A 21,707-nucleotide genomic window follows, 5' to 3' on the forward strand; every position below is an offset into this window, starting at 1 on the left:
GATCTGGCTGCCGTCGGCCGATGGCCGGGTCGTGTCCCCGGCCGGAAACGAATGGTTTTACTCCCCTGGGGGACGCGTTTCGAACAGATGAGCCGGTCCGTCGGCGTCGTCATCCCCGCGTACGAACCGGTGGTCGACAGCCTCGTCGACTACCTGCACGCCCTCCACGACCACCTCGAGCCGTCGACGGTGCGCGTCGAGCTCGACGCCCCCGACGCGGCGACCGTCGCCGCGCTCGCGGACGAGCCCTGCACCGTCAACGCCGTCGACCGTCGTCGTGGCAAGGGCGCCGCCATCACCTGCGGGTTCGAGGCGCTCGACACCGACGTGCTCGCGTTCGCCGACGCCGACGGTGCGACCCCCGCCACCTCCATCGTCGACGTGGTCCAGCCCGTCGTCGACGGCACGACGAAGCTCGCCGTCGGCTCGCGCCGGCACCCCGACGCGGACGTGCGGTCCCACCAGACCGTCGCCCGACGGTACCTCGGCGACGGCTTCGCCTTCCTCGCACGCACGCTCCTCTCGGTCCCCCTCTACGACTTCCAGTGCGGCGCGAAGGCCATCGATGCCGACGCCTGGGAGGGCGTTCGCGACCACCTGTACGAGCCGGGGTTCGCCTGGGACATCGAACTCGTCGCCATGGCCGGTGCACTCGGCTACGACCCCGTCGAGGTGCCCGTCACCTGGGAGGACCAGCCCGAGTCCACCGTCTCGCCCGTCGGGACGACGGTCGAGCTCGGTGTCTCGCTGCTCAAGTCCCGCCACCGCGTGAAGCGCCTCCAGGGGAGCGCGTTCCACCGGTTCGTCGCCTCGCGACGGACGACCCGCCTCTCCCTCGTCGACCGCCTCGGAGCCGAGACCGATGAGTGAGGACGAGCGCGTGACGGGGACCAGCGGCGGCGGGGACGGGGACGACGGCCTGCTCGACGGCGATCCCAGAGAGCTCGTCTCCAGCACCAGGTTCGGGAAGTTCGCGTCGGTCGGCGCCATCGGCGCGGTGTTCGACCTCATCACGTCCACGACGCTCAGGGAGCTCGGCGTCTTCCCCGAGGTCGCGGTGTTCATCGGCATCGAGGTCGCCATCGTCGTCATGTTCCTGCTCAACGACAACTGGACGTTCTCGGCCCGCGGCGACGGCGGGGTCGTCCCGACGCTCCGCCGACTTGGCCGGTCGCACCTCGTCCGCCTCGGTGGCACGCTCGTCCAGCTGGCGACGTTCCGCTTCGTCTACCGGGTGATCGCCCTCGAGCTCACCGTCGCGACCATCGACGGCTGGTTCGTCGTCTCGAAGGTCACCGGCATCGGCGTCGCCATGTTCGTCAACTACGTGGCCGAGAGTCTGTTCACCTGGCGCGTTCACGCGGAATAAAGAGGCTGTCGGTCGCGGTGGCTGGTGGCACGAACCCGCATACGGCGACCCAAACACAACCCTTAACTAGTGCACCGGGTTACGTGATGGTAGCGGGATGGGATAGCCAGGAGATTCCGGCGGGCTCATAACCCGCAGATCGGTAGTTCAAATCTACCTCCCGCTACTTTCTGACGCGAACCACACGAGGAGCAGAGCGACGACTGCTGTGAGCGTCGAAAGTAGCACGGGGATATTTGAGCCAGGGAGCGGAACGGAGTGGAGCGACCGTGGTTCGAATCTACCTCCCGCTATCCCGCGTTTTCGGGTTTCCACAGTCGAGAGGAGCTGGCCTGTCGGATTTTCTCACAGTCCACCTGACAACGCCCGTCGATAGTGCAGCGCCTCGAACGCGGCGTCGCCGATCTTCTCCTGCGTCCGTGTCACCAGTTCGTAGCCGTGGCGTTCGTAGAACCGTCTGGCTGCGGTCTGGTCCGCGCTCGTGTGGAGGACGACGCTGTCGAAGCCCCTGTCGAGTGCCAGCGACTCCAGCTCCCCGAGCATCTCGGAGGCGAAGCCGCGGCGATGGTGAGCGGGGTCGACGTGCATCCACTTCAGCTCTGCAGTGGCCGCATCGACCCCGTCGAAGACGGCCTCCTGGAACTCGCCGGCTGGACGGAAGGCCCCCGTCGCGACCACCGTTCCGTCGAGGGTCCCGACGAGGAAGGCGCCGCGGGAGTCCAGGTAGTCGGCACGGAGTGCGTCGGGGTCGACCGTGTCGAGCGCGTCCCCGTAGGCCACACCGGCCGACCGGAGCGCGTCCCGTCGGATCGCCTCGATACGGCCGGTGTCGTCCGGGTCGAACGTGCGGACGTCGAACTGGTCGGTCATCGGGTGACGGTGGTCCGGCGGGGCAATGAAACCAGCCGGTTCTACCGCCCGGGCAGGCGAGCGAGGGTGCGGCCGTCACGACGAGCCGGAACGACTTTGCGCGACCCCCGGCGAGAGCCGAGTATGGACGTGACGGACCCACGAGAGCGGTACGACGACCTGCTGACCGAGTGCAGGACGTGGGCGGTCGACGCGGAGACGTTCGCCGCGATGGACGACAACGAGGCGTTCACCGCCGGCTGGGTGACCATCGGCGTCGCGCTCGACGAGGTGGGGCGTGTCCTGCTGGTGTACAACGGCGACGACGAGCAGTGGCTCGTTCCCGGCGGGAGCGTCCAGCCCGGGGAGACGCTCCCCGACGCGCTCGTCAGGGAGGTCGCGGAGGAGACGGGCGTGCCCGTCGAGCCGGTCCGGCCACACGCCGCGGTCGAGAACGTCATCGAGTACGAGGACCGCACCCGCTCGTTCACGACGGTCGCGTTCGAGGCCCGGCCCGAGACGACCACCGTCGGCGAGAATCTGGGGGAGGACGACGAGGCGATCGAACGGGCCGAGTGGTTCCAGGAGCTCCCGGCCGAGACGTTCGAGCGCGAGTTCGCGGCGTGGCTGGTGGACCGGCTCCGCTAGTCGTCTGCGACCTCGCCCGTCGCCGTCTCGACACGTTCGGTGCCGTCGACGAGGTGGCAGGCTGCGACGTGGTCCTCGCCGGTCCGTTCGAGTTCGGGTTTCTCGCGCTCGCAGACCGTGGTGAACGTGTCCGAGAGCCGCTCGCTCGCGGCGCCGAGGTCGTCGTCGAGCACGCTGTCGACGGCGGCAGCGACGCTCTCCTCGGCCGCGGGGTCGTCGAGCTCGTCGGGGAGGTCGAACTCAGCTCTGAGGGCGCGGCGTCGGTCGTCGCGGCTGAGCTCGGCGTCCCCCTCGTCGTCCGACCGGGCGCGGGCGAGCTCGGCCGCACCCTCGCTGTCGACGTCGCCGCCCTCGACCTGGTGCCGGAAGTCGAGCGCGCGGCGGAACTGCTCCTGCGGGAGGTCGAGGTCGTCCGGCTGGATGACCTTCGGACAGCGCGTGTGGAACCGACAGCCGGACGGCGGGTTGTCGGGACTCGGCACGTCGCCGGTGAGCTCGATCCCGAGGCCGCGCTGGCGCGGGTCCGGCGTCGGAATCGACGCGAGCAGCGCCTGCGTGTACGGATGCTGGGGATTCCGGAACAGCTCCTCGGTGGGGGCGACCTCGACGATCTCGCCGAGGTACATCACGGCGACGCGGTCGCAGATCTCCCGGATGACGCCCATGTCGTGGCTGATGAAGAGCATCGACAGGCCGAAGCGATCCTGCAGGTCCCGCATGAGCGAGAGGATCTCGGACTGGATGGAGACGTCGAGCGCGGAGACCGGCTCGTCGGCGACGACGAACTCGGGGTTGACGACGAGCGCCCGGGCGAGGGCGACGCGCTGTTTCTGCCCGCCGGAGAACTCGTGCGGGTAGCGGTCGTAGTCCGCGGCGTCGAGGCCGACACGTTCGAGCAGGTCCTCGGCGATCTCGCGGCGCTCGTCGGGGTCGTCCAGGCCGTGGATGAGCAACGGCTCCGCGACGCTCTCGCCGACGGACATCCGCGGGTCGAACGAGCTCGTCGGGTTCTGGAAGATCATCTGGGCCTTCCGACGGAAGCGCTTCAGCTGCGACTGGGAGAAGCCGACGACGTCGTTCGGCTCCCTTCCCGCGTCGTCGTCACCGCGGATGCCACGGAGCTTCTCGAGTGGCGTCTCGCGGTTCGTGTCCTCGGGGACCTCGCCGTGGTAGATGACCTCGCCGTCGGTCGGCTCCTCGAGTCGGAGCAGCGAGGTGGCGGCGGTCGACTTGCCGCAGCCGGACTCGCCGACGAGCCCGAGCGTCTCGCCCTCGTAGAGCGTGAAGTCGATGCCGTCGACGGCCTTCACGCGACCGACCTCGCGGCGGAGGATACCCTTCGTGACGGGGTAGTGCTTCTTCAGCCCCCGGACCGAGACGACGGGGTCGGCGTCCTCGTTCATCGGCGCTCACCTCCGTCGGCGTCGCCTAATCCGGTTTCGGCGGCGTCGACCAGGCCGCCGTCGGCGTACGTCTCCCCGCCGGCGTCGGGGTCGGCGTCGCGGTCGGCCGGCGAGCGGACCACGGAGGCGTCGTAGCCAGCCTGGTAGTAGATGCAGGCCGCGTCGTGGTCGCCGCCAGCGACCGGGACGCGCGTCGGATGGTCGCCCGTGCGACAGTCGTCGATGGCGTGCGGGCAGCGGTCGGCGAACCGACAGCCTGCGGGTGGGTCCTTCGGGTCCGGGAGCGAGCCCGGGATACCCTCGGAGTCGCCGCCGCGACCGGGCAGGCAGTCGAGCAGCCCCTGCGTGTACGGGTGCGAGGGGTTCTCGAACACCTCGAACACGTCGCCGGACTCCATCACCTTGCCAGCGTACATGACGACGACGCGGTCGGCCACCTCGGCGACGACGCCGAGGTCGTGCGTGATGAGCAGGATGCCCATGTCGAGGTCGTCCTGCAGGTCGCGCAGCAGGCGGAGGATCTGCGCCTGGATGGTCACGTCCAGCGCTGTCGTCGGCTCGTCGGCGATGAGCAGGTCCGGGTTGGCCGCGATGGCCATCGCGACGACGACGCGCTGCTTCTGTCCGCCGGAGAACTCGTGGGGGTAGTCGTCGTAGCGCTCGCCCGCCTTCGGGATGCCGACGCGGTCGAGCAGGTCCACCGCGCGTTCGCGAGCCTCGCCCTTCGAGACGTCCTCGTGCAGTCGGATGGCCTCCGCGACCTGCCGGCCGACGGTGTAGACGGGGTTGAGCGAGCCCTGCGGGTTCTGGAACACGTGACCGATGCGGCCGCCACGGATCTTCCGGAGCCGCTTCTTCGAGAGCTGCGACAGGTCGCGCTCGTCGAAGGTGACCCGGTCGGCGGTGACCCGTCCCGGCGGCTCCTTCACCAGCCGGGTGATGGACTCGCTGGTGACGGTCTTGCCGGAGCCGGACTCGCCGACGATACAGACTGTCTCGCCGCGGTCGACGTCGAACGAGACGCCGTCGACCGCGTGGACCGTGCCGGAATCGGTGTCGAACGTGACCTCGAGGTCACGCACTTCGAGTAGCGACATTATGAATCACTCCGGGGGTCGAGTACGTCGCGGAGGGCGTCACCGAGCACGCTGAACGAGAGCACCGTGACGGAGAGGACGACGACCGGGATGGTCGACATCCACCAGCCGTCGGGGATGAACTGGAGCGTGCTCGAGATGGTCTCCCCCCAGGACGGCAGCATGATGTTGTTCAGTGCGAGGAACGCGATGGCCGCCTCGGCCAGGATGAGGTTGGGAATCTGCCGCGTGACCGAGGTCAGGACGGTGTTCGAGACGTTCGGGAGGACGTGCCGGCCCATGATGCGCCAGTGTCCGGCGCCGGCGCTCCGGGCCGCCGTCACGAAGTCCTCCTGGCGTCGCTGGATGACCTCCGAGCGGACGAGGCGGGCCGCACCGGCCCACGAGAACAGCCCGAAGACGACGACGAGGACGAACAGGCTGCGCCCGAACACGTGGATGGTGATCATGTAGACGATGATGGCCGGCAGCGTCTGCTGGATGTCGGTGTAGCTCATCAGCAGGTCGTCGACGACGCCACCGACGTAGCCAGCGACGGTCCCGACGAACGTCGCCAGCGGGACGATGAGCATCGAGCAGATGAGCGCCACCTGCAGGGAGACGCGCATCCCGGTGAACACGAAGGGGATGATTCCCTGCCCGTAGCGGGCCGTGCCGAGCGGGTAGTCCCAGGTGCCGTAGCAGTTGGTCCCCCGTCCCGGGGCCTCCGCGTACGGCGGGCAGGAGGCCGAGCTCACGCCGCCGGCTATCGGGTCGAACTTCACGATGTCGTAGACGACGAACTGGAGGACCTCGATGCCCACGACGAGGAGTCCGGCGAACGCGAGGAGGACGACCGCGGTCGCCCGGAGCTGTTCGACGCCGAAGGAGCGGTCCGAGACGACCGCCCAGCGCAGCCCCAGCGCGACGCCGACGACGGCGCCGAGGGCGGCCGCCACGCGGAAGCTGGCGACCGAGAACACGTTGAACACCGTCCCGACGAGCGTGAACGTCGCGAGGAAGCCGAGTGCGACCCGGACGAGCACGCGGGCGACGTCACCGAAGGCGCCCAGCTCGCGGTGCCGGTCCAGTCGGTCGAGCACGGCCCAGGTCGCGAGCGCACAGATCGAGCCGACGACCAGCAGTGAGAACAGGTCGACGCGGCCGATCGGTGTGGCGAACGACACCGGCGGCCGGGAGGTCGCCTGGATGTCGGGCGAGGGCTGCCCGACGAGCAGCGGGCCGAACACGCCACCGAAGAAGAAGAGCGTCACGTAGCCGAGTGCGAACGTCGCCGCCCGATTGTTCGTCAGCTCGTCGAAGTACGCCTTCGTCCGGTCGAGGTTCTCGTACATCGGGTACAGCACGTAGAAGACGAACACGAGCAGCGATACGCTGAACAGCCAGTCGATACCGCGGACGTCCCACGTGAACGCGTCCTCGACGCCCTCCGCGAGGCCGACGTTGTGGAACAGCGGGTCCGGCGCGGCGACGGCGAAGTCGTACCACAGCGCACCGAGCACGACCGCGAGGCTGGCGAGGAACAGGGCCGACCGACGTCCGAGCCCACCACTCGTCGGCTCCACCGTCCCCCAGTCGACCTGTTCGAACCGTGCCCGGTCCTCCGCGTCACTCGTCGCCATCTATCGGCCCCACCACCTGATGACCGCAGTGTTCACGACACCCACATTCCATGCTGCTCGGTCCATTTACCGAGGTGAAGTAAAAAGCTACTAGTTGCTCAAATCGGGACTTTACATACTCTCCCGGCTCTGTCTTGCGGTTATCGTGTATCCGCCCCCCGATGCCCCCCGTATTTATTAGCTCTGCTCCGACAGTCCCGTTCGAATGCTACGACAGGGTCACGGGTCGGTGGTGCAACCGTGAGCATGGTCTGGCGGCTGGTGCGACGTGGGGTGTTCGCGGTCGTCTCCGCGTACATCGTGATGACGGCAGCGTTCGCGGTCATCGCCTTGACGAACGACCCGAACGTCGGTCAGGTGGCGTTCACCGCCTCGAAACGCGGACAGAACATCACCAAGGCGGTCCAGGCGTACGAGGCGGCCCGCAATCTGAACGACCCGGTGTTCCAGCGCTACGTCAAGTGGATGATCAACATCTCGACCGGCGACTGGGGCCTCTCGTTCTCGACCGGCCAGCCCGTCCTCGAGGTCATCTGGGAGCGGATGAAGTACACGCTGTTCTACCTCGTGCCGTCCGTCGCCATCGCGACGTTCACCGGCATCAGCTTCGGGCTGTTCGCGGCGTTCAGACAGCACTCCTTCGGCGACCGCATCGTCACCGCCGTCGCCTACCTCGGCCTCGGAATCCCGAACTTCTGGCTGGCGACGGTCCTGTTCAGTACGACCGTCATGGAGCACCAGACCATCCAGTTCCCGAAGCTCCCGCTGAAGTCGTCGCTGCTCTGGTCGTTCGACGTCACGCTCCTGTACGGGTTCGTCCCGTGGATCGACTTCAACACGACGCAGGCGTTCTTCTCGCTCCCGATCATCGTGCTCACGACCGCGCTGCTCGCCGGGCAGTTGCGCTACGCGCGCTCCGAGTCCCTCGAGTACATCGACATGGAGTTCGTCAAGATCGCCCGTGCGAAGGGCGCCGGTCCGTTCCGAGTCGCCCGACACGTCCTCAGCAACACCGCCATCCCGCTGCTCTCGCTGTTCCTCACCGAGATGCTCAGCGTTCTCGTGCTGGGAATCCTCGTCATCGAGGAGGTGTTCAACATCCCCGGGTTCGGGGCGCTCATACTGCGGGCCGTGAACGCACGCGACATGCCGCTCATCCTCGGGGTGACGATGGTCGTCGCGTTCATCGGCATCGTCGGGAACTTCCTCCAGGACCTGGCCTACACGCTGCTCGACCCGCGCGTCGGGAGCGACACCGACTAGTCGTCGCCGTTCTCGTCGACGATGACGACCTCGCCGTCGACCACGTCGACGTTGATGAGCGTCTTCACGCTGTAGGGCGACTCCGCGACCTTGTTCTCGCCGCCGACCTTCTTGATGACCGCGACCGAGTCGACGACGTCCGCGCCGATCTCGTCGAGCGCACCGAGCACCGCCGCCAGCGTGCCGCCCGTCGAGAGCACGTCGTCGAGCACGAGCACGCGGTCGCCCGCGTCGACGTCGTTGATGAACATCTCGTTCTCCGAGTAGCCGGTCTGCTGGGCCAGCGACACCTCGCCGTCGAGGCCGTACTCGCGCTTCCGGATGACCGTCAGCGGGATGTCCGTCATCAGCGACACCGCCGTCGAGATGTGGATACCCATCGCTGCCGGTGTGACGATCTTGTCGACGTCCTCCAGGTCCGCCTTGCGGATGATGCGGATGACGATCTCGCGGAGGAGTCCGGGGTCCAGCTGCGGCACGCCGTCGCTTATCGGGTGGACGAAGTAGTGGTAGCCGTCTTTCTCGATGATGGGCGCATCGCGCAGGGACTGGCTGAGTCTGTCCATGTCGTAGCTACACGAACCAGCAATAAAAGCTGGCGATTGTAACCGTCGACTGCGGCGGTGTCCCGTGTGGCGGGTGCTCAGCCCACCTGCCGCTCGGCGAGGATGGCGGACTGCTCGCCCTTCTGCCAGACGACGCGGATGGTGTCCCCGGCATCGACGTTCGTGTGGTTCGTCTCCAGCGGGAGGCTGTCCCCACCCTCGAGCCCGTCGGCCCACTCGTCGGTCCCGTTGAGCACGTAGTTCGACCCTGTCGACCCGCCCGCCCAGGCGACCTCGCCGTCGACGTAGACGGTGACGTACTGCGCGTCGACGGGGTTCCCACCCGCCTGCGTGAGCGTCAGCGTCTCGTTCCCGGCACCGTCGACGGCGAACTCGTACTCGAGGACAGCGTTCGGCGACGTCTCGGTCACCTGCGACCCGATACCCAGCACGAACACGGCGACCGACGCGGACAGCACGACGGTCAGCGCGACGATGAGGACCACGCCGATGACAGGCGACAGCGCGTCCTCGTCCGTCAGCATCCCCCGGAAGTTCATCGGAGAGAAGTTGTCGGTGCGGCGTGATAAGCCGAGTGGCCAACTGTCGTGGCGTGCTGGCGGCGATGGCGTCGCTGTATGGTGAAAATGGAACCCCCGAGTGCCGTGGTCGGAGACCGTTACGGGACGACCTTCTGGCTGATTATCTGGGACTGCTCGCCGTTCGTCGAGGTCCACGAGATGCGCAGCCGGTCGCCGTTCGCGCCCGTGTGACTGCACTGGTCCGACCCGTTCGTGTTGTTGACGATGAGGTCGCCCGCGGTCAGGCCTGATTTCGGCACTATCTGGCAGTCCCCGCCCGAGGACCACGCGCCGACGAGTCCGAGCTGGTTGCCGTTGAGCTGTGCCCCGCCGCCGTGCTCGACGACGACGCGGTCGCCGCTGGCGGTGAAGTCCCACGTGAACTGGTTCTGTGGTGCGGTCTCGCTCTGGGTACCGATACCCAGAACGAATGCCCCGATGGTGGCCGCGAGGATGACGGTTATCGCGACCATCAGGATGACGCCGATGACAGGCGAGACGGCGTCGTCGTTGCTGAATAGGTGTCGTAGTTGCATGTGTGTCTGGTCGGTGTCTGTGTACGAAAAAATCGAGTCGTCAGTCGGTCGAATCCCGAGATTACGGGACGGTCGACTCGGCGACGATCTGGCTGTTGTCTCCGGAGCTGGAGGTCCAGGTGATCTCGAGGACAGCACCGGAGCCGGTGGACGCACCGTGCGTGCAGGCGGAACCGTTACTGGCGTTCACGATCTTATCGCCAGCAGACAGTCCACTGGCCTGATTAACCTGACACGGTGCAGGGGTGCCAGAGGTAGCGAAGTCGCCAGCGAGCGACAGCTGCGTCGCGTCGAGCGATCCACCGCCACCGTGCGTGACCGCGACGAGACCGCCGTCAGTCCCGGACGGGGTTGCACTGTACTCGAAGTCGAACTGGTTCTGCGGGGCGGTCTCCTGGCTGCCGCCGATGTTCAGTACGAATGCGCCGATGACGGCCGCGAGAATCACTGTGATCGCGACCATCAGGATGACGCCGATAACCGGCGACACCGCGTCGTCTTCCGTGAAGAGTGCTTTCAGATCCATCATGGTTTGCTTGTATGTATCCCACACCTCCACGCGGGCTCGAGTAGCGACCGTATCCCACTACGGTCGCAGGGGAATCCGGGAGCGTGTGCCCCGGAAGGGGGAGTCGGTCCCGCGCTCGGTGTTGTCAGTACCAAGCCGAGACACCCATAATAAATGTAGGGGTTCGTAACGGATAATCGAGGATTTCTCACGGCTCGTATCACGCTTCAAGAGACGAAATACTCGCTTCAAGCCGCCCTTGTAGGATTGTTCACCCCGCTACCGTACGTCGAAACCGCCTCGCACCCCGAGAAATAGGGGCCGATTACTCTCTGAATATATACCTGTCTGTTCCTGATGAGGTTGGCCAACAATTTTAATACCGTCCGTCCGGCCGTCGTCGCGGTCTGCTCGCGCGCGCCCCGCGACAAGGCGACCCTCGATGTGTGTCAGCAATTACCACTGTCGCCCGGCCGTGGCGCTCCCTGTCGGGTCGTTCGCAGTCGCTCGGACCGGGGGATGCGTGAGAAACGAGTCGTTACTCGAAGTCCAGCTCCGGCGGGACCTCCAGATCGCCGAGGCGCATGTTGCGCTCGTAGTGGATGTGGACCGCCGCCGAGAGCGTCAGCGTCAGGGCGATGAGGGTCGCCCACGCCACGTCCGGGAGGAGCGTGAACGGGTAGACGCCGCCCCAGACCGCCGCACAGAGCGCCGTGCTGACCGCGCCGAGCGAGAGGTAGTACTCGCGCCAGGGGAGCTCGCTCCCGGGCACGATCTCGAGGTAGATGGAGAGGTCCTGCGTGCGCGGCGTCGGCTGGATGAGCCCCGACTCGGAGTCGTAGTCGACGATGTGTGCCTCCGCCATCCGCGGGAGATGTGTCTGCTGGAGCGTCGTGTACACCCGCTTCCGCTGCTCGGAGCTCACCTCGTCGCAGGGGGTGCGGTACTCCCACGACGCGACCTGTGTGGCGAGGTCGCCGAGCTCGACCGGCTCGCCCTTGCGCTTGAGGTACTGAAGGACGAAGCGACGGCGCTGGTTGCGGAGGACGTCGAAGATCTCGCCCTTCGACAGCCCCCCGTCGGGCAGGGCTGTGGAGTCCTCGCTGGTGGCGGAATCGTCAGGCATTGTTGTGCGGATCTCGTTCCGAACCTCGGAGCGTTCGTCGGTCGTCGCCTCCGCCGTACATCCTACCATACCGTGTAACCGGAGCGTACATAACGTTTCGTACTGCCCCGGCGCGAGTGGGCTCACGGTCGCGCCGGGTGCTGGTTTCCGACTCCCTAACGGTCGGTTTCGGCTGCCTACACACGTGACGCACATGAGAGGTGACCGGAGCGACCCGTCCCTGCCCGTCTGACCCATTTGAGAACTCTTAAGGCCCGCATTTCGTTCTACTCGACTAGCAATGTCACCGGACCTCTGGGTCCTCCTCGCCCTCGTGGGACTGCCGTTCCTCGGGGCTGCGGCGGTGCCCCTCGTCTATCGCCTCCTCGGGGAGCGCACGGCGTACTTCGCGGCGCTGGTCGCCCTCGCCTGTCTGGGCCTCGTCGGGCTGCTGTACGGCACCGAGGGGGCGCGGTCGGTCGAGTGGATACCGACGCTCGGGATCGAGCTGCGGTTCTACGTCGACGGGCTCGCGCTGCTCATCGCCACGCTCGCCAGCGGTGTGGGCGTCTGTATCCTCACCTATTCGGGCGGCTACATGCACGGCGAGCCGGGCCAGCCGAAGTACTACGCCACCCTGCTCGCGTTCATGGGTTCGATGCTCGGCGTCGCGCTGGCCGCCGACCTCATCACGCTGTTCCTCTTCTGGGAGCTGACCAGCCTCACCTCGTTCCTGCTCATCGGGCACTACACCACGGAGTCGGACTCCCAGTACGCCGCCCGGAAGTCGATGCTCATCACGGTCGCCGGGGGGCTGTTCATGCTCGTCGGCTTCGTCCTGCTCCACGCCGTGAGCGCGGACGCGCTCGGCACGGCGACGTGGGCGCTCGCCGGCGAGGGGTCGATGCTGGAGAACGCCGGGGCGATGCGGGCGGCGCTCGAATCCGAGGGCCTGCTCGTCGTCGTCCTCGCGCTGCTCGGCATCGGTGCGGCCGCGAAGTCCGCACAGGTCCCCCTGCACATCTGGCTGCCGAACGCGATGGAGGCGCCGACGCCGGTCTCGGCGTTCCTCCACTCCGCGACGATGGTCAAGGCCGGCGTCTACCTCGTCGGCCGTCTCCGCCCGCTGTTCCTGCCGGCGGAGGCACATCCGGGCAGCCTCGAACTCTGGACGCTCGGCTTTGCAACCCTCGGCCTGCTGACGATGACCGTGACGGCCATCCTCGCGGTCGCCGCGACCGACATCAAGGAGCTGCTCGCGTACTCGACGGCCTCCCATCTGGGGCTCATCGTCGCGGGCTTCGGCTTCGCGGGCCACCTCGGCGCGGAGACCGGCGCGTTCCACATCCTGAACCACGCGCTGTTCAAGGCGACGCTGTTCCTCGTGGCAGGAATCATCGCGCACGAGGCAGGGACACGCAAGATCGCCGAACTGGGCGGCCTGCGGGAGGACCTGCCCATCACGGCGGGCATCGCGGCCATCGCCTCGCTCGGGATGGCTGGCGTGCCGCCGTTCAACGGCTTCTACTCCAAGGAGTTCCTCTTCCACGCTGCGTGGGAGACGGGCGCGGCCTCCGGCGGGATCTACTACCTGATACCGGCCGTCGCGGTCTTCGGGAGCGTGTTCACGTTCCTCTACTCCATCCGATTCCTGATGCTCTTCTTCGGCGAGAAGCCCGACGAGCTCGGCCACGTCCACTCGCCGCCGGTCGCGATGCTCGCACCGCCCGCGCTGCTCGCGACGCTCGCCGCCCTCGTCGGTATCGGTGGCATCACGGGAACGTTCGACGTGCCGCTCGGGCCGCTCGAGGAGTTCGTCGGGAGCGTCGTGCACGCGGTCGAACCCGCCGGTGCCGAGGAGACGGCGTTCCACTACTACCTGCCGACGACGGTGACGCCGTGGGCCATCATGAGCGCGCTCACCATCGCCATCGGTGCTGTCCTGTACCCACAGTACGCGCGGCTCCACGACGGCATCCGGTCGCTGCTGCGCGGGCCGGCCCGGGCGAACTGGTGGTACGACACCGCGACCGAGGAGCTGAACCCGACCAGCACGGCGGTCCGGAACCGGGTCCAGAACGGGCTGCTGCGGACCTACGCGACGTGGGTCGCGGCGTCGTTCGTCGTCCTCACGCTCTCGGGCTACGTCGCGACGAGCGTCGGCGTCCCGGTCCCGAGCGAGCCCGACACGTACCTGCCGCTCGCGCTGACCGCCGTCGTGCTCGTCGCGGCGGTGACCGTGTTCGGCGACGTGTCGCTGCGCGTCGCGACCACCGTCGCGGGCGTCCTCTCCGTGCTCGCACTCGGCATCTTCGTCTGGGCGATCCTCGGACTCGGACTCACGCCGGCGGAACTGGCCACCCAGCCGCCCGTCGTGTTCGTGCTCGCGCTGGCGGCCGTCGCGGGCATCGCCGTCTCGCGCGCGCCCTCGCACGTGGCCGGTGTGCTCACCCTCTCCATCCTCGGGTTCATGGTGGCCATCTTCTACATCCTGCGCGACGCACCGGACCTCGCGCTGACCCAGCTCGTCGTCGAGACGCTCGTGCTCGTCATCTTCCTGCTCGTGCTCGACAAGCTCCCGGCGTTCTACGGCGGCTGGGACCGGGGACGGATGGCCAGGGACGGCGTGCTCTCGCTCGCCGTCGGCGCGGTGGTCACGACGACCGTGCTCGTCACGACCGCGACCGGCCCGGACGAGGAGTCGGTCATCGCGCGTGGGCTCGCCGAGGCCTCCTATCCCGAAGCGGGCGGGAACAACATCGTGAACGTCATCCTCGTCGACTTCCGGGCGTTCGACACGATGGGCGAGATCGCGGTCGTCTCCATGGCCGCGCTCTCTATCGTCACCCTCATCGCCCTCCGGGAACGAGGTGAGACCCAATGAGCTACGGCGACGACACGACGGTCATCGCACGCACCGTCGCCCGCATCACGCTGCCGCTCGTGCTCGTGGTCGCCATCTCGCTGCTGTTCCAGGGCCACAACCTCCCCGGCGGGGGGTTCATCGCGGGCGTGCTCACGGCAGCGGCGTTCGCGCTCGTGTACATCGTCTTCGGGATGCAGTTCGTCCAGGAGACCATCTTCGGGGACGAGTACGACCCGGACGGCAGCGTCGCCGGGCCGGCGGTCGTCGACCGCTACCGCACGCTGTTCGGGATCGGCCTCGCGGTCGCCGCCGGCACCGGGCTCGGCGCGATGGCGTTCGGGAAGCCGTTCCTGACCCACACGGACGAGGTTGTCGAGCCGTCGACGGAGTACGTCGCCTGGATCCCGGGGGCCGACTTCATCTTCGGGACGCTGTTCAAGTTCCACTGGGCGACGGCGTTCCTGTTCGACATCGGCGTCTACTTCGTCGTCGTCGGTGGCCTGCTCGCGATACTCGCGGTGGTGGGGGGCGAATGACCGAGTTCGTCCTCGCCCTCGTGCTCGGCCTGCTGTTCGCGCTCGGGACGTTCCTCGTCCTGCGCCGCGACGTGGTCCGGGTCGTCTGGGGCGTCTCCATCATCTCGCAGGCCGCGAACGTCTACCTCGTCACGATGGGACTGCTCGACGGGGCGGTCCCCGTCCTCGACGGCCACGGCGAGGGTGCCGGCGCCGTGACGGACCCGCTCGTGCAGGCGCTCGTCCTGACCGCCATCGTCATCGGCTTCGGGACGACGGCGTTCGCCCTCGTGCTCACCTACCGGGTGTACGAGGAGCACGGCACCATCGACCTGCTCGAGCTCGGAGGTGAGACCGATGGCAACTGAACAGGTCGTCATCGCGCCGCTGCTGGTCGCGCTCTCGACGGCCATCCTGACGCTGGTCGTCCACCAGTACGCCCGCGTCCAGAAGGTGGTCAGCGGGGTCGGCGGCCTCGCCTACGTCGGCGCGGTCGCGCTGCTGGTCCAGGCGGTGCGCTCCGGTTCGGGCTCGCACGGCGTCGAGGGCGTGCTCACCTACCAGGTCTCGGACTGGGCAGCACCCTTCGGCATCACGCTCGTCGCCGACGACCTCTCGGCGTTCATGCTCGCGCTGACCGCCGTGGTGAGCCTGCTGGCGCTGGCGTTCTCCATGCGCTACATCGGTGAGACGGGCCAGCGGGTCTCCTACCATCCGCTCTATCACTTCATGATAGTCGGCGTGACCGGTTCGTTCCTCACCGGAGACATCTTCAACCTGTTCGTCTGGTTCGAGGTGATGCTCATGTCGAGCTACGTGCTCGTCGTGTTCTACTCCGGGGCGCGGCACACGAAGGCGGCGCTCCAGTACGTGGTGCTCAACCTCGTCGGGAGCGCGCTCATGCTGCTGGCCATCGGTGGGCTCTACTCGACGACCGGCACGCTCAACATGGCCGACATGGCCCGCCGGCTGGCCGACCCCGCGAGCTTCGGCATCACGCTCGCGCCGGTGCTCGGCCTCTCGGCGGTGCTGTTCGTCGTGTTCGCGCTGAAGGCCGGCATCGTGCCGTTCCAGTGGTGGGTGCCGTCGGCGTACCGCGCCGCACCTGCCCCGGTCTCGGCGATGCTCGCGGGCGTCGTCAAGAAGGTCGGCATCTACGCCATCATCCGGCTCTACTTCACGGTGTTCGCGAACGCCGCGCCGATGGACCTCTCGCTGCCCGGCCTCGCCGGCGAGTCCACGCTCGCGTTCTTCGGGCCGGTGCTGTTCATCATGGGCGCGGCGAGCATCGTCCTCGGCGGCGTCGCAGCGGTCAACCGGGACAACATCGACGACCTGCTCGCCTACTCGAGCATCGGGCAGGTCGGCTTCATCGTCATCGGGCTGGCGTTCGCGGCCGGCGGTGTCGTCGCCGGCTGGCAGGCACCCGAGCCCTACGGCACCGTCGCGGTGCTCGGGCTGGCCGCCGCGCTGGTGTACTCGCTGAACCACGCGCTGGCGAAGGCGGCGCTGTTCCTCGCCAGCGGTGCGGTCCACCAGTCCGTCGGCTCCATCGAGTTCGACGACCTCGGCGGTATCGCCGGCCGCATGCCCCTGCTGTCGACGGGCTTCTTCGTCGCCGCGCTCAGTCTCGTCGGCGTCCCGCCGCTGCTGGGCTTCTTCGGGAAGTTCCTCGTCTTCGACGCCGCGGTCAACGCCGGCTCGAACCTCGGCATCGGGCTCGCGCTGTTCGGGGCCATCCTCACCATCGCCTACGTCACCCGCGCGTGGAACCGTGGCTTCTGGGGCGAGCGTAGCGAACTCGTCGAGCAGGCGACGCCGCAGTACGGGCTGGTCGCGACGGTGCTCGTCCTCGCGGTCGTCGCGCTCGGCGTCGGCGTCGCGTTCGACCCGGTCGTCGACGCGGCCATCGACGCGGCGAACGCGGCGCTCGACACGGCCGACTACATCGAGGCGGTGGGGCTGGAGGACAGCCTCGTCAGCGACGACGGAGGTGGTCACTGATGTCCGGAGAACAGACAGCCGAGACGGAGCAGACCGACACGAAGACGTACGACATCGAAGAGAATGGCGGCGAGCGCGCCCGGAAGTGGCCCGCCATCGGCGTCGCACTGGCGGTGCTCTGGCTGTTCGTCCGGGGCGTCCACTTCATCGACGAGCCCGGCCTCGCAGTCGGCGAGTTCATCATCGGGCTCGCTGTCGGGCTCCCCATCGCGTACGGCATCCGCGGCATCTACGCGCCGACGTACGGCCTGCGACGCTCGCTGTCGGTGCTCCCGGCGGCCGCCATCTACATCGGCCTGTTCCTCTGGGAGCTGGTGACGGCGAACGTCGACGTGGCCTGGCGCGTGCTCTCGCCGTCGATGCCCATCGAACCGAGCGTCGTCGAGGTGCCGCTGCGCGTGGAGTCGGCGGTCGCCATCACCACCATCGCGAACTCCATCACGCTCACACCGGGCACGCTCACCATGGACTACGACGAAGAACGCAACTCGCTGTTCGTCCACGCGCTCGCCGCGACCGACGAGGAGTCGGTCGTCGAACCGATCCGGCGCTGGGAGGACTACGCGCTCGTCATCTTCGACGAGCCGCTCTCTCCCGGCTCGCCGGTGCCGGACACCGAGGGAGGTGAGGACGATGCTTGACCTCGCCAACGCCCCCTGGTGGTTGATCGCGAGCCTGAACCTCGGGCTGTTCGTGGCCAGCGCGGTGACGCTGCTGTGTGCCTACCGGGTCGTCCGGGGGCCGACGACGCCCGACCGTGTCGTCGCGCTCGACACCATCGGGACCAACGTCGTCGCCATCGCCGTGCTCTGGGCGATGATCCGCGGCCGCGGCCTGTTCGTCGACGTGGCCCTCGTGCTCGCCATCATCGGGTTCGTCAGCACCATCGCCGTCTCACGCTACGTCACGGAAGGTGACATCATCGAATGACGCTCCTAGAGACCATCCAGTACGCCGCAGTCGCCGGGTTCGTGCTCGTCGGGAGCTTCTTCCTGCTCGTCGGGACCATCGGGCTCATCCGCTTCCCGAACGTCTACAACCGCCTGCACGCGACCAGCAAGGCGACCACGCTGGGCGCGGCGTCGATGTTCCTCGCCGGCTTCGTCTACTTCGGGGGGCAGGGCGTCGCCCTCGAGACCCTCGTCGCCATCGTCTTCCTGTTCCTCACCGCCCCGACCGGCGGCCACCTCATCTCCCGGTCCGCCCGGAAGATGGGCGTCGACTTCCAGGAGGAGGTCGAGTGGCCCGCCCACGGCGCGGGCATCGAACGCAACGAACCCGAGGAGAGCGACGACTAGAGCGTCGCGGCAAGCGCACTGGCGACCTCCAGCCCCAGCGCGGTCTTCTCACCGCTGAACTCGGAGTATCCTTCCTCGTGGACGAGCAACGCGCGACTCGATTCCGAGCCCATGACGCTCGCGTCGTTGGCGACGACGAACGCCAGACCAGCCCGAGAGGCAGTCTCCCGCGCCGCGTCGACCATCGCGGCGTCGTCGCCGCTGGTCTCGGTCTTGAACCCGACCATGCGGAGGTCGGGGTGCTCGGCGCGCACCGTGTCGAGCAGTTTCGTCGTCGGCGAGAGCGTGAGCGAGAGCTCGTCCTGACCGGAGCGGATCTTCTCCTCGGCGGGGTCGACGGTGTAGTCGCCGATGGCGGCGACGGAGACGAGCGCGTCGGCCGCCGCGCCGTCTGCGTCCGCTCCATCACCCCCCTCGACTGCCGACAGCGCCGCCGCCGTCATCTCCGCCGCGCTCTCGACGCTCACGAGGTCGGCGTAGGGAACCGCTTCCACAGCCTCGCCCGCTGTCAGGGCGTGGGGACCCACCGCGCCGTGGATGAGGGTCACGTCCGCACCGAGGACGTAGCAGGCGCGGGCGACGGCCCGGCCCATCCGCCCCGAGGAGCGGTTCGTCAGGACGCGAACCGGGTCGATGGCCTCGACGGTCGCGCCGCTGGTGACGACGACGTGTCGGTCCGCGAGCGGCGCCGCTCCAGTCGCGCGTGCGACGCCGAGGGCGATGGCGTCCTCCGTGGCGATCTTCGCCTTCCCCTCCTCGACGCGCGGGTCGACGAAGGTGACGCCCCACGAACGCAGGGTGTCCATCGCGTCGAGCACGCCCGGGTGGTCGTACATCGGCTCGTGCATCGCCGGCGCGACGACGACGGGCACGTCGGCCCCGAGCGCGGTCGTCGCACACGTCGTGACCGGCGTGTCGTCCACCGCCGACGCTATCTTCCCGACCGTGTTCGCCGTCGCCGGCGCGAGCAGGAGCACGTCGGCCCAGCCCTCGCGGCCGCAGAGCTCGACGTGCTCGACCTTCCCCGTGATCTCGGTGACGACGTCGTGCTCCGTGGCGAACTCGACCGCCCAGGGGTGGATGATGCCCTCCGCGCTGTGTGTCATCACCGCCCGGACGGTCGCCCCGCGTCGGCGTAGCTCGTGGGCCAGCTCGACCGTCTTCACCGCGGCGATCGACCCCGTGACGCCGAGGGCGACGTTCACTCCGTCCAGCATAGCCCCGGCTTCGTGGTCCCGGCTCATGTGTGTTCCGTCAGCTCTCCCCGTCCTCGTCGGCCGTCGTCACGCTCGGATGCATCGTCGGCTCGTCGTCCAGCAGCTCGGTGTACGGCCGCAGCGCCTCCCGGGCGCGTTCGTCCCGCTCCAGTCGGTCGGCGTCGTCGATCTCCTCGCAGCCCGGCGGTACCTCTCGCCCCCTGCCGGTGAAGTAGCCCGCCGGCGTCACCCAGTCGTGGTAGAAGTTCACGTCGGAGTCGTGGACGATGGTCCGGCCGACGGTGGCGCCGTGGCCCGCACAGACGATGGCCTGATGATACTGGTCGGCGAGCCGGCCCGCCGCGTAGATGCCGTCGACGTTCGTCCGGCCGTCGCGGTCCACCAGCACGAACGTCTTGCTCCCGCGCGTCTCGGTCTCGACGCCGAGCCCCTCGAGGTACGACGCGTCGGCCCACGAGGCGGCGACGACCCGCCCCGTCGTGAACTGCGTGTCGTCGTCGACGGTGACGACGAACCCTGCTTCGCTCTGTTCGACGTCTGTCACCAGCCCGTCCCGGAACGAACAGCCAGCGACGCTGGCCTGCTCGCGGGTCCGCTCGAGCAGCCGGCGTGCATCGACCCCGAACGGGAAGCCCGGATAGTTCTCCAGATGCGCATTCCGCCGCAGTATCGACTCCTCGTCGTCGACGACGACGGTCTCCAGCTCCGCACGTGCGGTGAAGATGCCTGCGGCAAGCCCGGCGACGCCGCCGCCGACGATACAGACGTCTGCGTCCATACCTGCGGGTCGGACCCCTGGGAAGATAAACCGGTCGAGAGTTACCGGACGCGCTGCCGGAGAAGCGACACGACCGCGAAGCCGGCGACCGGCCAGAACGCCCAGTCCCACGTGAGCATCGTCGGCTCCTCGACGGGTGTGCTCATCGCGCCGACGGCCCCCATGATGCTCCCATCCGCGCCACCGCCGGACCCATCGAGGACCGGGTTGCCCGTGTCGCTGACGGACTCGTCGTTCGCCCCCTCGTTGGCACCGGAAGCGGGGTCGCTGGCTGGCCCGTCGTTGGCCTGCTGTTCGTCACCGGCTTGCTGTCCGTCACCGGCTTGCTGGCCCTCGTCGCCGGACGTCTGGCCACCACCGCTTTCGGGGCCGTCCGAGCTGTCACCGACCGATTCGTTACCTGCTGCGCCCCCTCCCCCGCCAGTGCTCGTCTCGTTTCCGGTGACAGCGTCGCCCCTGCCACCGCTCGTCTCGTTCCCGGCACCCCCGTCGTTGGAGCCGCCAGCAGTGGATTCGTTTCCGGTGTTCGGGCTGTCGTCGTTCGGACTGTCCTCACCGCTGTCTCCGCTACCGGACTCTCCCCCGTCGTCCCCGTTCTCGCCCCCATCGTCGCCACCGGTGTTCCCGTCGTCGCCATCGCTGCTCCCATCGTCACCATCGCCATCATCCCCACCGCCGCCACCGATCTCTCCGCCGGCGTCACCCTCATCGCTGCCATCGCCGCTGTCGCCACCGTCGCCATCGTCGCCGCCATCGCCGCCGTCGCCGCCACCGATCTCTCCACCGTCGTCACCACCATCCCCGCCATCGCCGCCGTCGCCGCCGTCGTCGCCTTCTTCGCCGTCGTCACCCTCATCGCCGCCATCGCTGCCGTCGTCGCCTTCTTCGCCGTCGTCACCCTCGTCTCCGCCCCCGCCGTCTTCTCCGTCGTCGCCGCCATCGCCGCCATCGCCGCCGTCTTCACCGTCACCCTCGTCCCCGCCACCGCCACTGCTGGCGACCGTGACGGTGGTGTCGTTCGTCGCGGTGTTCCGGTCGGCGTCGCCGACGAACGCCTGGATGGTGACCTCGCCGGTCGACGCATTCTCGGGGACGGACAGGGTGACTGTCGGCGACACCGACTGCCCGGCGTCGAGTGATCCCCACGCCCAGCCGACGCCGCGGCCGGCGAACTGCCCACCGTCGTCGCTGTGGCCCGCGATGGACCAGCTCCGGGGCACCTGCGCCTCGACCTGGACGTTGCTCGCGGTCTCGTCACCCTGGTTGGTGGCGGTGAACGCGAGCGTGACGGTCCCACCGGGTTCGACGGAGCCGCCCTCGACGGTGATGTCGAAGGCCACGGCCGTCCCGTCGCTCCGTTCACCCGAACCGCCCGCGCTCGCCAGCGGGGCGAACGGGAGCGTGCATGCGACAACGACCAGTAGCATGGCCGTCACCCGACGTTTGTTCAGCATCTGTTGATAGCAATTTTAAGTCGGTTCTTGCTTTATATCTTTTCGTCGT

23 protein-coding genes and 1 tRNA gene are annotated in these 21,707 nt (G+C 68.1%); 12 read left to right on the forward strand and 12 right to left on the reverse strand.

Going from position 1 to position 21,707, the window contains the following annotated elements:
* Positions 1 to 87: 87 nt before the first annotated feature.
* The 3 genes from ACSG06_RS15170 (at position 88) to ACSG06_RS15180 (ending at position 1,535) form a co-directional block, all read left to right on the forward strand.
* Positions 88 to 870: a glycosyltransferase gene (locus tag ACSG06_RS15170; RefSeq protein WP_440991118.1), complete on the forward strand. Its 783-nt coding sequence runs from the start codon at positions 88 to 90 to the stop codon at positions 868 to 870.
* Positions 863 to 1,369: a GtrA family protein gene (locus ACSG06_RS15175; protein ID WP_440991119.1), complete on the forward strand. Its 507-nt coding sequence runs from the start codon at positions 863 to 865 to the stop codon at positions 1,367 to 1,369. Before ACSG06_RS15170 ends, ACSG06_RS15175 begins: the two co-directional genes overlap by 8 nt.
* Positions 1,370 to 1,460: 91 nt before the next feature.
* A tRNA-Met gene (locus ACSG06_RS15180) sits at positions 1,461 to 1,535 on the forward strand.
* 179 nt (positions 1,536 to 1,714) lie between these two features.
* Here ACSG06_RS15180 and ACSG06_RS15185 read toward each other — a convergent pair.
* Positions 1,715 to 2,239, reverse strand: coding sequence for a GNAT family N-acetyltransferase (locus tag ACSG06_RS15185; RefSeq protein WP_440991120.1), 525 nt, complete (start codon positions 2,237 to 2,239; stop codon positions 1,715 to 1,717).
* A 123-nt stretch (positions 2,240 to 2,362) separates the two neighbouring features.
* Here ACSG06_RS15185 and ACSG06_RS15190 point away from each other — a divergent pair, with 123 nt between their 5' ends.
* Positions 2,363 to 2,866 carry an NUDIX hydrolase gene (locus ACSG06_RS15190; RefSeq protein ID WP_440991121.1) on the forward strand — a complete coding sequence of 168 codons (504 nt, stop codon included), beginning with the start codon at positions 2,363 to 2,365 and terminating at the stop codon, positions 2,864 to 2,866.
* On the opposite strand, the gene ACSG06_RS15195 is transcribed toward ACSG06_RS15190, so the two are convergent.
* Genes ACSG06_RS15195 through ACSG06_RS15205 form a run of 3 tightly spaced genes read right to left on the reverse strand, consistent with a single transcriptional unit; the run spans position 2,863 to position 6,988 of the window.
* Entirely contained in the window at positions 2,863 to 4,269 is a 1,407-nt protein-coding gene (locus ACSG06_RS15195) for an ABC transporter ATP-binding protein (RefSeq protein ID WP_440991122.1), read from the reverse strand. The two genes, ACSG06_RS15190 and ACSG06_RS15195, sit on opposite strands and share 4 nt — an antisense overlap.
* Positions 4,266 to 5,366, reverse strand: coding sequence for an ABC transporter ATP-binding protein (locus ACSG06_RS15200; protein WP_440991123.1), 1,101 nt, complete (start codon positions 5,364 to 5,366; stop codon positions 4,266 to 4,268). Before ACSG06_RS15200 ends, ACSG06_RS15195 begins: the two co-directional genes overlap by 4 nt.
* Entirely contained in the window at positions 5,366 to 6,988 is a 1,623-nt protein-coding gene (locus ACSG06_RS15205) for an ABC transporter permease (RefSeq protein ID WP_440991124.1), read from the reverse strand. Before ACSG06_RS15205 ends, ACSG06_RS15200 begins: the two co-directional genes overlap by 1 nt.
* A 246-nt stretch (positions 6,989 to 7,234) precedes the next feature.
* On the opposite strand from ACSG06_RS15205, the gene ACSG06_RS15210 reads away from it, so the two are divergent.
* A complete protein-coding gene (locus tag ACSG06_RS15210) occupies positions 7,235 to 8,251 on the forward strand; it encodes an ABC transporter permease (RefSeq protein WP_440991438.1) in 1,017 nt (338 codons plus the stop codon).
* Here the strand turns inward: ACSG06_RS15210 and hpt are convergent.
* The 5 genes from hpt to ACSG06_RS15235 all read right to left on the reverse strand — a co-directional run bounded on the left by hpt (position 8,248) and on the right by ACSG06_RS15235 (position 11,547).
* Positions 8,248 to 8,817: a hypoxanthine/guanine phosphoribosyltransferase gene (hpt, locus tag ACSG06_RS15215; protein WP_440991125.1), complete on the reverse strand. Its 570-nt coding sequence runs from the start codon at positions 8,815 to 8,817 to the stop codon at positions 8,248 to 8,250. The genes ACSG06_RS15210 and hpt overlap by 4 nt on opposite strands.
* A gap of 77 nt (positions 8,818 to 8,894) precedes the next feature.
* A complete protein-coding gene (locus ACSG06_RS15220) occupies positions 8,895 to 9,356 on the reverse strand; it encodes a type IV pilin domain-containing protein (protein ID WP_440991126.1) in 462 nt (153 codons plus the stop codon).
* A 119-nt stretch (positions 9,357 to 9,475) separates the two neighbouring features.
* The gene (locus ACSG06_RS15225) at positions 9,476 to 9,913 is read right to left on the reverse strand and encodes a type IV pilin domain-containing protein (RefSeq protein WP_440991127.1); all 438 of its coding nucleotides are present in this window, start codon (positions 9,911 to 9,913) and stop codon (positions 9,476 to 9,478) included.
* A gap of 61 nt (positions 9,914 to 9,974) precedes the next feature.
* The gene (locus ACSG06_RS15230; RefSeq protein WP_440991128.1) at positions 9,975 to 10,472 is read right to left on the reverse strand and encodes a type IV pilin domain-containing protein; all 498 of its coding nucleotides are present in this window, start codon (positions 10,470 to 10,472) and stop codon (positions 9,975 to 9,977) included.
* Between the two features lie 487 nt (positions 10,473 to 10,959).
* Entirely contained in the window at positions 10,960 to 11,547 is a 588-nt protein-coding gene (locus tag ACSG06_RS15235) for a DUF7344 domain-containing protein (protein ID WP_440991129.1), read from the reverse strand.
* A 280-nt stretch (positions 11,548 to 11,827) separates the two neighbouring features.
* Here ACSG06_RS15235 and mbhE point away from each other — a divergent pair, with 280 nt between their 5' ends.
* From mbhE to mnhG, 7 genes are read left to right on the forward strand one after another with little or no spacing between them, the layout of a single operon-like run.
* Positions 11,828 to 14,410 (forward strand): hydrogen gas-evolving membrane-bound hydrogenase subunit E, encoded by a 2,583-nt coding sequence (mbhE, locus tag ACSG06_RS15240; RefSeq protein WP_440991130.1) that lies wholly within the window; start codon positions 11,828 to 11,830, stop codon positions 14,408 to 14,410.
* Positions 14,407 to 14,928 carry an MnhB domain-containing protein gene (locus ACSG06_RS15245; protein ID WP_440991131.1) on the forward strand — a complete coding sequence of 174 codons (522 nt, stop codon included), beginning with the start codon at positions 14,407 to 14,409 and terminating at the stop codon, positions 14,926 to 14,928. Before mbhE ends, ACSG06_RS15245 begins: the two co-directional genes overlap by 4 nt.
* Positions 14,925 to 15,275, forward strand: a complete 351-nt coding sequence (locus tag ACSG06_RS15250) for a sodium:proton antiporter (protein WP_256400131.1) — start codon at positions 14,925 to 14,927, stop codon at positions 15,273 to 15,275. Before ACSG06_RS15245 ends, ACSG06_RS15250 begins: the two co-directional genes overlap by 4 nt.
* A complete protein-coding gene (locus tag ACSG06_RS15255) occupies positions 15,265 to 16,911 on the forward strand; it encodes a complex I subunit 5 family protein (protein WP_440991132.1) in 1,647 nt (548 codons plus the stop codon). Before ACSG06_RS15250 ends, ACSG06_RS15255 begins: the two co-directional genes overlap by 11 nt.
* A complete protein-coding gene (locus ACSG06_RS15260) occupies positions 16,911 to 17,552 on the forward strand; it encodes a Na+/H+ antiporter subunit E (RefSeq protein WP_440991133.1) in 642 nt (213 codons plus the stop codon). Before ACSG06_RS15255 ends, ACSG06_RS15260 begins: the two co-directional genes overlap by 1 nt.
* Complete coding sequence (locus tag ACSG06_RS15265; protein ID WP_440991134.1) at positions 17,545 to 17,841, forward strand: MrpF/PhaF family protein; 297 nt, start codon at positions 17,545 to 17,547, stop codon at positions 17,839 to 17,841. Before ACSG06_RS15260 ends, ACSG06_RS15265 begins: the two co-directional genes overlap by 8 nt.
* Positions 17,838 to 18,209, forward strand: coding sequence for a monovalent cation/H(+) antiporter subunit G (gene mnhG, locus ACSG06_RS15270; protein ID WP_440991135.1), 372 nt, complete (start codon positions 17,838 to 17,840; stop codon positions 18,207 to 18,209). The genes ACSG06_RS15265 and mnhG overlap by 4 nt, the downstream gene beginning before the upstream one ends.
* Here mnhG and coaBC read toward each other — a convergent pair.
* From coaBC to ACSG06_RS15285, 3 genes are read right to left on the reverse strand one after another with little or no spacing between them, the layout of a single operon-like run.
* Positions 18,206 to 19,426: a bifunctional phosphopantothenoylcysteine decarboxylase/phosphopantothenate--cysteine ligase CoaBC gene (gene coaBC / locus ACSG06_RS15275; protein ID WP_440991136.1), complete on the reverse strand. Its 1,221-nt coding sequence runs from the start codon at positions 19,424 to 19,426 to the stop codon at positions 18,206 to 18,208. The genes mnhG and coaBC overlap by 4 nt on opposite strands.
* A 37-nt stretch (positions 19,427 to 19,463) precedes the next feature.
* Positions 19,464 to 20,204: an FAD-dependent oxidoreductase gene (locus ACSG06_RS15280; RefSeq protein ID WP_440991137.1), complete on the reverse strand. Its 741-nt coding sequence runs from the start codon at positions 20,202 to 20,204 to the stop codon at positions 19,464 to 19,466.
* 41 nt (positions 20,205 to 20,245) lie between these two features.
* Positions 20,246 to 21,631, reverse strand: a complete 1,386-nt coding sequence (locus ACSG06_RS15285) for a hypothetical protein (RefSeq protein WP_440991138.1) — start codon at positions 21,629 to 21,631, stop codon at positions 20,246 to 20,248.
* Positions 21,632 to 21,707 lie beyond the last annotated feature (76 nt).

This window comes from Haloarchaeobius baliensis, assembly GCF_052060055.1.
Taxonomy (GTDB): domain Archaea; phylum Halobacteriota; class Halobacteria; order Halobacteriales; family Natrialbaceae; genus Haloarchaeobius; species Haloarchaeobius baliensis.